Here is a 13,484-nt window from a genome sequence, read left to right on the forward strand (position 1 = left end):
AAACTCCGCCAAGTTGCGGAATTTTATTATCCGCGATCACCTTTTTCCCATATCAAACCCGCTAGTCTTGCGCTGATCGGATCACAGACGGCATTGCCGAGGAACGGAAGCTATGACCACTCCAAACGAGGCGCCCAAGAAGCGCCAACTCCCCACTGTCTATACCCTGCTTTTCATCATCATCGCCCTGATGGCGGCCCTCACCTGGGTGCTGCCGGCGGGCAAATACAACTACGTGACAGCCAAGACCCAGCAGCCTGTCGCGGCGGCGGCCGTGGCCGACTACAGCGGCGATGAGCGATTGCTGCCTGTGCCCGGCAGCTACACCGAGCTGCCCTCCCACCCGCAGGGGGTGTTCGAGGTGCTCAAGGCCCCCATCCAGGGCTTCCACAAGGCGGCCGACGTGGCGCTGTTCGTGCTCATCATAGGCGGCTTTCTGGCGGTGACCATGCACAGCGGGGCGCTCGATGCCGGGGTGGGGGCAATCGTGCGCGCCTTCGCCGGCCGCGAGCGGCTGCTTATCCCCGTGCTGATCGCCCTGTTTGCCCTCGGCGGCTCCACCTTCGGCATGGCGGAGGAGACGGTGGCCTTCTGGGCGCTGATCGTGCCGGTGATGATGGCGGCGGGTTTCGATCGCATGGTGGCGGCAGGGATCATACTGCTTGGCTCCGGCGTCGGTGTGCTCGCCTCCACAGTCAACCCCTTTGCCACCGGTATCGCCTCCGGTTTTGCCGGCATTCCCATCGGCGAGGGGATAGGCCTGCGGGTCATCCAGTGGCTGCTGCTGGTGATCTTCGCCTCCTGGTTCGTGATGCGTTATGCCAAGCAGGTGCAGCAGGACAAGTCCCGCTCCGTGCTGGCCGACATCGCCTATGACGATGAATTCTCCCAGATGAAGCGCAGCGACTCGGCCTTCACCGGCAAGCAGAAGCTCACCATGCTGGTGTTCTTCGGCACCTTCCTGCTGATGATCTATGCGGTGGTGCCCTGGTCCGATCTGGGGATCGATTTTCTGCCAACCCTTGGCTGGTGGTTCGATGAGCTTTCCACCCTGTTCTTCAGCGCCTCCATCCTGATCGCGCTGATCAACCGCATGCCGGAGTCCAACTACGTCGCGACCTTCCTCAACGGGGCGCGGGATCTCATCGGCGTGGCGCTGGTGGTGGCGGTGGCGCGCGGCATCTATGTGGTGATGGAGCAGGGCGTCATCATAGACACCATCTTGCACTGGGCCGAAGGGCTGGTGACCGGCCTATCCTCGTCGGTCTTCATCCTGATGGCCTATCTGGTGCACATCATTCTGAGCTTTTTTATTCCCTCAACCTCGGGGCTGGCGACCGTCTCCATGCCGCTGATGGGGCCGCTGGCGGACTTCTCCGGCATCTCCCGGGATCTGGTGATCACCGCCTATCAGTCCGCCTCCGGCTGGATCAACCTGTTCGCTCCCACCGCCGCCCATCTGGTGGCGGGGCTGGCGCTGGCCAGGATCCCCTACGATCGCTTCGTGCGCTGGGTACTGCCCTTCATCGTCGGGGTGGCCCTCATCACCATGGCGGTGCTGGTGGCGGGAACCCTGTTGCATGGCTGATGGCTTAAGTACCAAACGACAGACAGCAAAAAGGCTCCCTCGGGAGCCTTTTTCATGAACCGTGCTTACTGCTTGTAGCCCTTGAGGAAGCGGGCGAGACGGCCTATGGCCTCTTCCAGCTCCTCTTCACGGGGCAGGAACACCAGCCGGAAGTGATCCGGCGCCGGCCAGTTGAAGCCTGTGCCCTGCACCAGCAGCAGTTTCTCTTGCTGCAGCAGGTCGAACACCATCTTCTGGTCGTCGCGAATGTCGTACACCTTGGGATCCAGGCGCGGGAACATGTAGAGCGCCCCCTTGGGCTTGACGCAGGAGACGCCGGGGATCTCGTTCAGGAGCTCCCATGCCTTGTCCCGCTGCTTGCGCAGGCGACCACCCGGCAGGATCAGCTCGTTGATGCTCTGGTAGCCACCGAGGGCGGTCTGGATGGCGTGCTGCATCGGCACGTTGGCACACAGTCGCATGGAGGCCAGCATCTCCAGCCCCTCGATGTACCCCTTGGCGCGTCCCTTGGGCCCGGTGATGACCATCCAGCCCTGGCGGAAACCACAGGCGCGGTAGGCCTTGGAGAGGCCGTTGAAGGTCACCACCATCACATCGTCGCACAGGGTGCAGACGCTGGTGTGGGAGATGTCGTCGTAGAGGATCTTGTCGTAGATCTCGTCGGCGAAGATGATGAGGTTGTGCTGGCGGGCTATCTCGATCACCTCCAGCAGGAACTCGCTGCCGTAGACGGCGCCGGTCGGGTTGTTGGGGTTGATCAGCACTAGGCCGCGGGTGCGCGGTGTGATGCGGGCGCGGATGTCGTCCAGGTCTGGATACCAGTCGGCCCCTTCGTCGCAGCGGTAGTGCACCGCATGGCCACCGGAGAGGGTGACGGCGGCGGTCCACAGCGGATAGTCGGGGGAGGGCACCAGCATCTCGTCGCCGTTGTTGAGCAGCGCCTGCATGGCCATCACGATCAGTTCGCTGGCGCCATTGCCGATGTAGATGTCGTCGATGTCGACCTTGCGCATCCCTTTTTGCTGGTAGTACTGCATCACCGCCTTGCGGGCCGAGAAGAGCCCCTTGGAGTCGCAGTAGCCCTGGCTCAGCGGCATGTTGAGGATCACATCCTTGATGATCTCTTCCGGCGCATCGAAGCCGAACGGGGCCGGGTTGCCGATGTTGAGCTTGATGATGCGGTGGCCTTCGTCTTCGAGACGGCGAGCTTCTTTATGCACCGGGCCGCGGATGTCATAGCAGACATCGTCGAGCTTGTGCGACTTGTCGATAGTGAACATGGTGAGTGTGCTTCCTTCCCCGTGGGGACGCGTTGGCGAAAAAGGCGATTTTTAGTATCAAATTTCTTTTCCCCTATTCTTCACAGAATTGAATGCTAGAACAATCTTCTTTTTAGTAGAATTCCCTGATTTTTAGCCCTAAAACAGGGTTGCTGAAACGTTAAATTCAGCACGATCGTTTGTGTGAACCGAGGTTCACCAGTGAAAGATGAGGGGCTGATTAACAAAGCTACCCGACTGTGTTGAAATATTCGCATCCAATGGCACGATTGGCTTGCGTAAAAAATCGTGGCCTGTCCCCCTTGTGGGGCCTTGGCACATCGTCGCCGGGCCCATTTTCATCATCTGTCGAGGTATCTCCATGCACGCACCCGCGCCCGGCCGTTATCGCCACTTCAAGGGAGGCTATTATCAGGTGCTCACCCTGGCCCTGCACACCGAAACCCAGGAACAGCTGGTGATCTATCAATCCGAGCAGGATGGAGCCGTCTATGCCCGCCCTGTGGCCATGTTCATGGAGTGGATTGAGCATCAGGGCCAGGTGGTGAGCCGCTTCACCCCGACCGCGGGCTGAGCGGCGGTTTGCACCATAAAAAAAGGCGCCATCAGGCGCCTTTTTTCCATGCGGGGGAGCTTACTGGTAGAGACCCAGGTTCTCTTTGGCATAGGCTTCGAAATCGGTGCAGCCACCGATGTGCTGCTCGTCCAGGAAGATTTGCGGCACTGTGTTGACCGGCTTGCCGGCGCTCTTGGCCAGATCTTCCTTGGTGATGCCTTCGGCGTGGATGTCCACGTAGCGGAATTTGAAATCGTCACGCTGCTCAACCAGCTGCTCGGCGATCTGCTTGGCACGGACACAATAGGGGCAACCGGGACGACCAAAAATCACTGCAAACATGTTCTCTCTCCGTTGATATGAAGCAGGGCACAGCATAGCCCTGCCTCGTGGCTAGTCAAAGTGGAAATTGTCGATACGGCCGTTCGCCATATCCGATAAGCCACCTTGCTGGCAAAGTGGCTCCCCACATTACTGCTCGATGATCTGGATGGGTTGTTGCTGGTAGATGCTCTCCAGCACGCCCTTTTCGAACACTGTCCAGGGCCAGACAGCCTTGCTGGCACGGTAGCGCTCGTGGGTGGCGGGATCCTGCGACAGGCCGCGCTGGAACATCACGAAGGCCTTGCGCTGCCCCCCGGCGGTATCGATGAAGCCGGCCAGGTTGGAGGTGCCCGTGATGGTACCTGTCTTGGCGTGCACCTTGTTCTTCATCATGGGGGCGGTGACGCTGCGCCGCCAGGCCAGGGTGCCATCCACCTGAGAGCTGGGCAGCAGCTTGATGAAGCCGAGTTCGGCGTCATTTTTCTGGATGAAGGTGAGCACAGACAGCATCTGGCGGGCGCTGATGAGGTTGTGGGCCGAGAGACCCGAGCCATCGGCCAGGGTGGCGTTGCCCAGATCGATACCGTTCTTGGTCAGGATGGCGCGCACCGCCATGGTGCCGCTGCGATAGCTGCCCGGCTTGTTGTAGTAGTGGCGGCCCACCGTCTTCAGGAAGGTGTCGGCGTAGAGGTTGTCGGATTTTTTGAGCATCTTGGAGAGCATGATGGGCAATGAGACCGAATAGTGGGTGCCCAGGGTCTCTGCCCCTTCCGGTGCCTTGTGGGTCACGCGCAGCAATCCCTCATGCTTGATGCCGGCTCTGTCCATGGCCCAGCGAATGTTGTCCCAGCCCCAGGCTTCCACGTCGTGAATGGCAAAACGCAGACCCTGCGGCTCCTTGTTCGGGGTGATGCAGCCCTTGAGCTCGTAGAAGTTGCCCTTGGCCATGTCCACTTCCAGCGCGCAGAACTGGCGCGCCATGTCGCCATAGCTCATCACTTCCACGTTGTCGGCGCCGATGCCGATGGGCACGCCTGTGGCCACGTTGCCGGTGGCGGGTTTGCCAATCTGGGTGGCCGTGATGGTGCCATAGGCGCAGTTCTTGTCGATGATGACGGAGGAGACGGGCGCGGCGAAGCAGAGAGTCTGATCCCCCCACGACCAGCCGTTGCCGCGCTCATAGCCGTTGTAGGCGCCTGTGTTGACGTAGACGTTGCCCTGGATGCGGTTGACCCCGAGCTGCTTGAACAGGGCCAGCAGATCCATCCGTGACAGGGTGGGGTCGCCGACGAAGTTGATCCAGATGTCGCCCTTGATGGCGTCACCCTGCTTGGCGCCCGGCTGGGCCTGGATGTCGGTGGCAAAGCGGAAGTCGGCGCCGAGCTCGAGGCGGGCGGCGAGCGCGGTCAGCACCTTCATGGTGGAGGCGGGCGCTATCATGTCATCGGCGTGGCGGGCAAACTCCACCCCGCCATTGCCCTGCACTATGATGGCGTACTGGCCCCCCTTGGGTGGGGTCAGCGGGGCAGCCTGAGCCACCATGGAAAACAGAGCACAAAAACCAATCAACAGCCGCTGCATAGAATCCTCTAACTTGACGAAGGGTGTCGGCAGTGCGATACCGACCCTGATAACAAACCATTCTCTCTTTCACCAGCCGGCCGCAGGGCCTACCTCTAGCCAGAGGCGTTGGCGGTGCGATACCGGCCGACATAATCCAATCTGTTCTCTTTCACCAGCCGACCGCAGGGCCTGCCTCTAGCCAGAGGCGTTGGCGGTGCGATGCCGGCCGTCATAATCCAATCTATTCTCTTTGACCAGCCGACCGCAGTGCCTGCCTCTAGCCAGAGGCGTTGGCGGTGCGATACCGGCCGTCATAATCAAAAATTTTCTCTTTCACCTGCCAAAAGCGACCCGACTTGCGGGCGATGACAAAATCCGGGTGACGAAACTGGCTTGATGCGGCCAGTACGCTCGCCAGAGTGGCAAATTCGGGCTCCAGGCCCGGGGCGGGCCAATGATGACGCACAAAGACCTGTTGAAACAAGCGCCGTGCGCCCTGGGAGTGAAAGCCGAAGTATTCCATCAGGGTGAGTCCGTCCTCGTCGTGATAGGTCACCTCCAGCCGTTCCCCTTGTTTGCCACGACCCGCAGCCAGGGTGAGACCGGCGCAGCGAATGACCATACAATCCTTGAGATTGAGCGCCTCCTTGAGCTTGTCGTCCGGATCCACCAGCAGCTGATCGCAGCTCTGGCAGCGGCGGGCGGCGATGTCGTTTTCGGCGCCGCAGGCGGGGCAGATTTTTGACCGAAAGCGATAATCGCACTCCTCGCGGTTGCCCTCGTCATCTTCAAACAAGCCCTGACAGCGGCGACCGTAGTGCTCGATCACCTTGCCATCCTCGTCGGTCTTGCCCCAGAAGGTGTTGGCAAAGCCGCAGGCGGGGCAGGGCACCTGCACCGGTTCTGTGCCGGCGTGGGGTCTGGGCTCCCCCACCTCGGGAGCAAACAGATTGAAGTTGTTGCCCGCATAGTCGAGCACCAGACAATCGGCCTTGCCCGGCGAGAGGCGCAGGCCGCGGCCGACGATCTGCTGATAGAGGGAGACCGACTCGGTGGGACGCAGCATGACGATGAGATCCACGTGGGGGGCGTCAAAGCCGGTGGTGAGCACGGCCACGTTGACCAGAAACTTGAGCTCCCGCGCCTTGAAGGCGCTGATAAGGGCATCGCGCTCCGGCCCCGGCGTCTCGCCCGTGATCAGGGCTGCCTTCTCTCCTTTGGCGCCGAGCAGGCCGTGGATCTCGCGGGCATGCTCGACGGTGGCGGCGAAGATCATCACCCCTTGTCGATCGGCGGCGTACTCCAGCACCTGGCTCAGGATGTGGGGGGTGACCCTCTGCTGGCGTTTGAGCTCGCCGTTGAGATCCGCCTCGCTGAACAGGCCGTTTTCGCGTGGCACCAGCTTGCTGAAGTCGTAGTGGACTATGGGGGCATCGACGAGACGGGGTGGCGTCAGGTAGCCGTTTTTCACCATGAAGCGCAGGGGCAGCTCGAACACGCAGTCGCCAAACAGCCGTTCGCCATGGCTTTTCACCATGCCGTGGTAGTGGCGCCGGTAGATCCAGCCCAGCCCCAGCCGATAGGGGGTGGCGGTGAGACCGAGGATCTTGAGCGCTGGATTGGCGGCCTTGAGGTGGGCTATCACCTGATGGTACTGGCTGTCATCCTCAAGCGACACTCGATGACACTCGTCTATGATGAGCAGCGAGAAGGCGCCATCAAAGGCGGCCAGATTGCGGGCCACCGATTGCACCGAGCCGAACACCACCTGGGCGCTCGCCTCCTTGCGATCGAGCCCGGCGGCGAAGATGTCCGCCTTGAGATCCCAGGCCTCGTACTTGGCGTGGTTCTGCTCCACCAGCTCCTTGACGTGAGCCAGCACCAGCACGCGGCCACGGGCCTTGCGGGCCAGCTCGGCGATCACCAGGCTCTTGCCGGCGCCAGTGGGCAGCACCACCACGGCGGGATCCGGGTGCTGGCGAAAGTGGCTGATCACGGCATTGACGGCGTCGGTTTGATAGGGTCTGAGAACGAACATGGGGAACGGCTGTGGTGCGGGATGGCGCCATTATAGGGATCTTGGGGCTACAAAAACAGCGGGCCGGCATGATGCCGGCCCGCTGGGACTCTTGCGTTGCTTAATGGAAGGGGAAGACGTAGTTCATCCAGCTCGCCATGCGCAGCAGCACTTTACGCATCACTGAGACGTGGTGGAAATGCTGGGTATAGATGGCAGCCTGGCCGCTGGCACCGGCGATCACCTGATACTTGGGCCACTCGGGATCTGTGATCTTGATGGTGACCGGCAGGCGGCCCGGGCGCTGGGCCGTGCTCTGATCCAGAAGCCCCATGTTGGCCTGCACGTTCCCGGCGGCGATGGCGGGCACCACTATGGTCACTTCTCCCTTGAAGATCTTGCCCGGAATGCCGTCTATCACCACCTCGGCCTCATCGCCGATGGCCAGACGCTGCATGCTGTTTTGCCAGAACCAGCCCACATAGTAGTTCTCGCTCTGGTGCACGAAGGTCATGACGGGACGGTAGAGGTAGGGGGTGGCAATCATGCCGGGACGCAGCGCCAGTTGCAGCACGAAGCCGTCCGAGGGGGCGCGCACCACTGTCTGCTCCAGGTCATACTGGGCCTTCTTCAGCTGGGCCTGCACATCGTTGAACAGGGCTTGCTGCTGATCCAGCTGGGAGACCAGATCGTCGACATTGGCCTGGCTCACGTCGAGATCCCGCTGCTTGCCGACGCCACGGCGCACCAGCTCCTGGGAGCGGCCGAGATCCAGCTTGGCGGATCTCAGCCTGGCCTGGATGGATTTGACGTGATCCTGATTGGACTGGAGCCGTGCCTGCAGGCTGGCAACCTGTTGTTCGAAGGGGTCTGCCTCGATACGAAACAGCACATCCCCCTGTTTCACCTTCTGGTTCGGCTTGACCGGCACCTCGACCACGCGACCCTTCACCAGCGGCACTATCGGGGTGGAGATATAGTAGTTGCGCGCCATCTCAGAGTAGGGGTGGTTGTAGTTCATCAATATGATCAGGGTACCTATGATGAGCACGCCGCCCAGTGCCGCCGTGGGCACTGTCCATTTGTTGAGAGGAATGCGGAAAATCTTGAACACGGCCACGCACAGTGCCGTGTAGGTCAGGATCAGTAGCAGGTCCATGAGTTATCCCTGTTGTTCAGTCTGTTCGATGGTATTGATGCGCGTCTTGAGATCGGCGAGTTCCTGCTTGAGCAGTTGTATCTCGTCCTCATCCTGCTGCAGGCGCTGGTTGAAGCCCCATCCCCGCTCGGGGCGATAGAGGGTGGCCCAGATCCAGAGGAAGGGCCAGAGCACGTGCAGGGTAAACAGACTGACCCATCCCGCCACGTGAATGGCGTCCTGATGGGGGTGCTGGCGGTGCTTGGCTATTTCATAAGGAATGTCGTGGATCACTATGATCCCGTAGAACATGACCAGCCCGACGAAGAAGAGCAGGCCAAGGGCAAAATAATCAAGGAACATGGGGGTCTCCAGCGGTTTGATGTACAACCAATCATTGAGTTCAATTTTCTATAAAGCAATTGGGAATCACACATTTATCGTTTTTTAGCACGGCATCTTAAGCGATATTCTTGTACCGGAGCTTAAGTCAGCCTGAAGTCGTCAAAAATGATGGTATGCCATTCGTCACCAGTCCGAAAAGTCGTATCGATGACAAGGACTTACGGGGGAAGTATGGCATCACTGGCGTGAAATGAGCAGAGAAAAGGGAGCCGATGAGGCTCCCTTTTTCAATTTCTTGAGCAGATCAACTCTCGCTGGTGCTGCTCACCAGTGCCGGTCTGAATTTCACCAGGAAGGCCACCGTCGTCACCAGGGTGCAGGTGAGGCCTATTATGGTGGAGATGCCCATCTCCAGCCCGAAACCTATGGGGGCGTTGGCGAGATAGGTGAACACCACGGCCGTCATGAAGATGGCGGGAATGGTGCAGACCCAGTGCAGCTTGCCCTCTTTGGCCAGATAGGCCGCCGCAGTCCACAGCATGATGACGGCCGTGGTCTGGTTGGCCCAGCCAAAGTAGCGCCAGATGATGCCAAATTCCGCCTTGGAGATGAGGAAGCCGAGGATGAACATGGGCACGGCAATCAGCAGGCGCTTGGCCATGGGTTTCTGGGTCAGGTGCAGGAAGTCGGCCACGATCAGGCGGGCACTGCGAAACGCCGTATCACCGGAGGTGATGGGCAGGATCACCACGCCGAGAATGGCCAGTATGCCGCCGACCGTGCCGAGCAGGCTGGTGGAGACTTCGTGCACCACGGCCGCCGGCCCACCGTTGGCCATGGTGGCGTTGAGCGCTTCCGTGCTGTCGTAGAAGGAGAGCCCCAGGGTGCACCAGATGAGGGCGATGACACCTTCACCTATCATGGCGCCGTAGAAGATGAAGCGGCCGGACTTCTCGTTTTGCATGCAGCGCGCCATCAGCGGGGACTGGGTGGCGTGAAAACCCGACACGGCGCCACAGGCGATGGTGATGAACAAGAGCGGCCAGAGCGGCAGCTCGGTCGGGTGCAGGTTGGAGAAATCCATCCCCGTGTTGTAGAAGCCCTTGCCGGAGACGATGAGCCCTATGATGAGGCCGACCGACATGAATACCAGCAGGGCGCCGAAGATGGGGTAGAAACGGCCGATGATCTTGTCGATGGGGACTATGGTGGCGAGTATGTAGTAGGCAAAGATGGCCACTATCCAGTAGACCAGATCGATGGAGGTGAGGTTAGCCAAGAGGCCCGCCGGGCTCAGCACGAACACCACGCCCACCAGCATCAAGAGCACCACGGCGAACAGGTTCATGAAGTGTTTGGCGGCTGTGCCCAGGTGCTCGCCGACCACGGTCGGCACCGAGGTGCCCTTGGCGCGCACCGACAGCATGCCGGAGAAGTAGTCGTGTACCGCGCCGGCGAAGATGCAGCCGAACACGATCCAGAGCATGGCGACCGGGCCGTAGAGGGCACCCAGTATGGGGCCGAAGATGGGGCCGACGCCGGCGATGTTGAGCAGTTGTACCAGGTAGACTTTCTTGTCCGACATGGGCACATAGTCCACCCCGTCAGCCATGGTGATGGCGGGGGTGGCGCGCTCGGGTTTCGGGCCGAATATCCGCTCGATGAACTTGCCGTAGATAAAGTAGCCGGCGATCAGCAAGCCGACACAGAGGAAGAACCAGATCATTGTTACGCTCCATCATTGTTATTTTATGGTGTGCGTAGCGAGTCTAGAGGGGGCGTCCCCGAAGGGTAGGTGAAACGTGGTGAGCGGCGCCATGGCGACCCGAGCGGTCGCCGGCTGTGATCCCGCGCACAATCCCGCGCCGTTATTCGAGCCCCAGTTCGTCTTTGAGCTCCTTGAGGTAGCGGCGGCTGACCGGCAACCGGGCATCGCTTGGCGTCACTATCTCCGCCAGCTGGTTTTCCAGCAGCTGGATCTCGAAGATGGCCCCCGGCGCCACCAGATATTGGCGGTGGCAGCGCAGCAGGGGCGTCTTCTCCTCCAATGATTTCAGGGTGAGCTGGGTGTGAAACAGCTCGCCCTGGCAGGCAACGTGCACCCCGCCGAGATCGGAGAAGGCGTACTCCACCTGCTCGATGGGCAGCAGCCGCACCCGGTTGTGCAGATAGCCGGGAATGTGGCGGATGGCCGGCGCCAGCGAGGCGATGGGCTGCGGGGTGAGATCCTGCTTGAGGCGAGCCAGTGTCTTGGCGAGGCGTGCCGGCTCCACCGGTTTGAGCAGGTAGTCGAAGGCGTTCTCCTCGAATGCCTGAATGGCGTAGTCGTCGAAGGCGGTGACAAACACGATGCGGGGCAGGGGATCGAGCATGGCCACCAGTTCCATGCCGCTCAGCTTGGGCATCTGGATATCGAGGAACACCACGTCCGGTTTGAGCCGCTGGATCAGAGGCAGCGCCTCGATGGCGTTGGCCGCCAACCCCAGGATCTCGATGTCGGGATCGCCCGCCAGGTGCTGGGCCAGCTCCTCGCGGGCATAGGGTTCGTCATCGACTATGAGTGTGCGGATCATGCGCTCTCCTGAACATCGTGATGGTGCGTGAACGGCGTGGAATGGGAATGCAAGGGGTTGGCCGGGCGGATCATCCGGGGCGAGGGGTCGCTTCTGGTCATGACGCCTCCCTGGGCAGGGTGAACGTGACCCGGGTCCAGCACTCGGGCTCGCAGCTGACGTGGATGCCATACCGGCTGCCGAAGGCGCTCTTGAGGCGCCGATCCACTATGGTCATGCCGAGCCCATCCCCCGCCGGTCCCTCTTGCCAGGTGCCGGCATTGTCCTCCACGCAGATGGTCACGCTCTCCTGGCCCTCTTCGGCATAAAGACGGATACGGCCCTGCTCCAGCAGGGTGGAGATGCCGTGCTTGATGGCATTCTCGATGAGGGGTTGCAGGGTAAAACTCGGCAGTGTCAGGCCAGCCAGATGGGGCGGGATCTCGTTTATCACGGTCAGCCGATCGCCAAAGCGGGCCAGCTCTATCTCGAGATAGGATTGGCAGTGCTCCTGCTCCTCCTGCAGGCTGGCCAACCCGCTCTGGCGCTTGAGGTTCTTGCGAAAGAACAAGGAGAGGTGCAGCAGCAGCTGACGTGCCCGCTCGGGCTCCCGTCGGGTGATGGCGCTGATGGTGTTGAGGGTATTGAACAGGAAATGGGGGTTGATCTGGGCCTGGATGAGTTTGAGCTCGGATTGCACCAGCAGGCGCTGCTGCTGTTCCAGCCGGCCGGTCAGCAGCTGCTGTGACAGCAGGTTGGCTATCCCTTCCCCCAGGGTATGGTTGATCTTGAGGAACAAGCGCTTCTTGGGTTCATACAGCTTGATGGTGCCGATCACCCCCTCGTCGCCGTGCAGCGGGATCACCAGCACCGAGCCCAGCTGGCACTGGGGCGAGATGCTGCAGCGATAGGGCTGGCTGTTGCCATCGGCAAACAGCACCTTGTTGCGGGCGATGGCTTGCAAGGTGATGGCCGAGGTGATGGGGGTACCCGGCTTGTGGTGATCTTCTCCGGTGCCGATGAAGGCGAGGATCTTGTCGGTATCCGTGATGGCGACGGCACCGACCCCCGTCTCTTCCTGAATGATGTGGGCAATCTTGTTGCTGGCCTCGGGGGTGAAGCCCTGGCTCATGATGCCGACGGTGCGATTGGCGATGGTGAGCGCCTTGGCGGAGAAGACCCGGGAGAACTTCTCATACATCTGCTGCTGATCGCGGATCATGCTGATGAACAGGGCCGCGCCGCAGGAGTTGGCCAGGATCATGGGGGTGGCTATGGTGCGCACCAGCAGCAGGGACTGATCGAAGGGGGTCGCCACCAGCAGTATGATGATCATCTGCAATATCTCGGCGTAGAGGGTGGTGAAGAAGGCGATCCTGGGTTCGAACAGGGCATTCATCCTGCCAGAGCGCATCAGGCGCCAGTGCACCACCCCCCCCAGCAGCCCCTCGCAGGTGGTCGAGATGGCGCAGGCCAGATCGGTAAATCCCCCCAGGCTGTAGCGGTGCACGCCACCGGTCAGTCCCACCAGAAATCCTACCAGCGGGCCCCCCAGCAGTCCCCCCAGCACGGCCCCGACGGCCCGGGTGTTGGCGATGGCATCGTCGATATCCAGCCCCACATAGGTACCCAGGATGCAAAAACAAGAAAAGATGATGTATATCAGTATCTTGTGAGGAAGTCTGACGGAATAGTTGGCCAGGGGGCGCAGCAGCGGACTCTTGGAGAAGAGATAGGCGATCACCAGACTGACGCTCATCTGTTGAAGCAGGGAGAGGACCAACTGCATAAAAAACGTTCCTCAGAGTCCGAGCCGAAAAAAGCGGCAGGCATGAATAAGTGTGATCAGGATCTTGTTCTGTGAGCGACGTGCGCTCGATTGCGGGCGAAGTTTGCCAGAAATGCGCCATAAAACCATATCAAATCAGCATGTTAAATTGATATTTGTGTAATCGCCCAAGGGTTGGTATTGCTGGATGGAGCATGAATGTATCCGCTGGATACGCCACACGGAGGTGGCATGCTCCGCCCAGCCCCCTGGCTGGGCGTTTTTTATCCATGGTCGGCAGTGGACCGTTTTGAGGGTAATTGGACAATTATTCAGGTTTGTCCAATGAGTTA

At 60.5% G+C, this 13,484-nt stretch carries 11 protein-coding genes; 2 read left to right on the top strand and 9 right to left on the bottom strand.

The window, feature by feature from the left end:
- Positions 1 to 112: 112 nt before the first annotated feature.
- Positions 113 to 1,588, top strand: a complete 1,476-nt coding sequence (locus AACW87_RS21340) for a YfcC family protein (RefSeq protein ID WP_241326098.1) — start codon at positions 113 to 115, stop codon at positions 1,586 to 1,588.
- Between the two features lie 65 nt (positions 1,589 to 1,653).
- Here AACW87_RS21340 and AACW87_RS21345 read toward each other — a convergent pair whose 3' ends face one another.
- The gene (locus tag AACW87_RS21345; protein WP_005314784.1) at positions 1,654 to 2,868 is read right to left on the bottom strand and encodes a pyridoxal phosphate-dependent aminotransferase; all 1,215 of its coding nucleotides are present in this window, start codon (positions 2,866 to 2,868) and stop codon (positions 1,654 to 1,656) included.
- 361 nt (positions 2,869 to 3,229) lie between these two features.
- On the opposite strand from AACW87_RS21345, the gene AACW87_RS21350 reads away from it, so the two are divergent.
- Positions 3,230 to 3,442 carry a DUF1653 domain-containing protein gene (locus AACW87_RS21350; RefSeq protein ID WP_043556427.1) on the top strand — a complete coding sequence of 71 codons (213 nt, stop codon included), beginning with the start codon at positions 3,230 to 3,232 and terminating at the stop codon, positions 3,440 to 3,442.
- Positions 3,443 to 3,502: 60 nt separating this feature from the next.
- Here the strand turns inward: AACW87_RS21350 and AACW87_RS21355 are convergent, their stop codons facing one another.
- From AACW87_RS21355 to AACW87_RS21390, 8 genes are all read right to left on the bottom strand, one after another.
- The gene (locus AACW87_RS21355) at positions 3,503 to 3,766 is read right to left on the bottom strand and encodes a GrxA family glutaredoxin (RefSeq protein WP_010633640.1); all 264 of its coding nucleotides are present in this window, start codon (positions 3,764 to 3,766) and stop codon (positions 3,503 to 3,505) included.
- Between the two features lie 129 nt (positions 3,767 to 3,895).
- Positions 3,896 to 5,329 (bottom strand): D-alanyl-D-alanine carboxypeptidase/D-alanyl-D-alanine endopeptidase, encoded by a 1,434-nt coding sequence (dacB, locus tag AACW87_RS21360; protein WP_043141249.1) that lies wholly within the window; start codon positions 5,327 to 5,329, stop codon positions 3,896 to 3,898.
- A gap of 259 nt (positions 5,330 to 5,588) precedes the next feature.
- Entirely contained in the window at positions 5,589 to 7,349 is a 1,761-nt protein-coding gene (locus tag AACW87_RS21365) for a DEAD/DEAH box helicase (RefSeq protein ID WP_241326099.1), read from the bottom strand.
- Positions 7,350 to 7,449: 100 nt separating this feature from the next.
- A complete protein-coding gene (locus tag AACW87_RS21370) occupies positions 7,450 to 8,487 on the bottom strand; it encodes an HlyD family secretion protein (protein WP_098983802.1) in 1,038 nt (345 codons plus the stop codon).
- Positions 8,488 to 8,490: 3 nt separating this feature from the next.
- Positions 8,491 to 8,829: a DUF3302 domain-containing protein gene (locus AACW87_RS21375; protein WP_042869880.1), complete on the bottom strand. Its 339-nt coding sequence runs from the start codon at positions 8,827 to 8,829 to the stop codon at positions 8,491 to 8,493.
- Positions 8,830 to 9,115: 286 nt separating this feature from the next.
- Positions 9,116 to 10,537 carry a carbon starvation CstA family protein gene (locus tag AACW87_RS21380; protein WP_241326100.1) on the bottom strand — a complete coding sequence of 474 codons (1,422 nt, stop codon included), beginning with the start codon at positions 10,535 to 10,537 and terminating at the stop codon, positions 9,116 to 9,118.
- Positions 10,538 to 10,679: 142 nt separating this feature from the next.
- On the bottom strand, positions 10,680 to 11,384 hold the full coding sequence (gene btsR, locus AACW87_RS21385; protein ID WP_241326101.1) for a two-component system response regulator BtsR: 705 nt from the start codon (positions 11,382 to 11,384) through the stop codon (positions 10,680 to 10,682).
- Between the two features lie 97 nt (positions 11,385 to 11,481).
- The gene (locus tag AACW87_RS21390) at positions 11,482 to 13,152 is read right to left on the bottom strand and encodes a sensor histidine kinase (protein WP_241326102.1); all 1,671 of its coding nucleotides are present in this window, start codon (positions 13,150 to 13,152) and stop codon (positions 11,482 to 11,484) included.
- Between the last annotated feature and the right edge of the window lie 332 nt (positions 13,153 to 13,484).

This window comes from Aeromonas sp. MR7 (assembly GCF_963899385.1).
Lineage (GTDB): Bacteria > Pseudomonadota > Gammaproteobacteria > Enterobacterales > Aeromonadaceae > Aeromonas > Aeromonas bestiarum.

What these genes read in the sequence shown, in the direction of transcription:
- AACW87_RS21365 (WP_241326099.1), bottom strand. Translation starts at nt 7,349, where the DNA reads ATGTTCGTTCTCAGACCCTATCAAACCGACGCCGTCAATGCCGTGATC.
- AACW87_RS21390 (WP_241326102.1), bottom strand. Translation starts at nt 13,152, where the DNA reads ATGCAGTTGGTCCTCTCCCTGCTTCAACAGATGAGCGTCAGTCTGGTG.
- AACW87_RS21380 (WP_241326100.1), bottom strand. Translation starts at nt 10,537, where the DNA reads ATGATCTGGTTCTTCCTCTGTGTCGGCTTGCTGATCGCCGGCTACTTT.
- AACW87_RS21345 (WP_005314784.1), bottom strand. Translation starts at nt 2,868, where the DNA reads ATGTTCACTATCGACAAGTCGCACAAGCTCGACGATGTCTGCTATGAC.
- btsR (WP_241326101.1), bottom strand. Translation starts at nt 11,384, where the DNA reads ATGATCCGCACACTCATAGTCGATGACGAACCCTATGCCCGCGAGGAG.
- AACW87_RS21355 (WP_010633640.1), bottom strand. Translation starts at nt 3,766, where the DNA reads ATGTTTGCAGTGATTTTTGGTCGTCCCGGTTGCCCCTATTGTGTCCGT.
- AACW87_RS21350 (WP_043556427.1), top strand. Translation starts at nt 3,230, where the DNA reads ATGCACGCACCCGCGCCCGGCCGTTATCGCCACTTCAAGGGAGGCTAT.
- AACW87_RS21370 (WP_098983802.1), bottom strand. Translation starts at nt 8,487, where the DNA reads ATGGACCTGCTACTGATCCTGACCTACACGGCACTGTGCGTGGCCGTG.
- AACW87_RS21375 (WP_042869880.1), bottom strand. Translation starts at nt 8,829, where the DNA reads ATGTTCCTTGATTATTTTGCCCTTGGCCTGCTCTTCTTCGTCGGGCTG.
- AACW87_RS21340 (WP_241326098.1), top strand. Translation starts at nt 113, where the DNA reads ATGACCACTCCAAACGAGGCGCCCAAGAAGCGCCAACTCCCCACTGTC.
- dacB (WP_043141249.1), bottom strand. Translation starts at nt 5,329, where the DNA reads ATGCAGCGGCTGTTGATTGGTTTTTGTGCTCTGTTTTCCATGGTGGCT.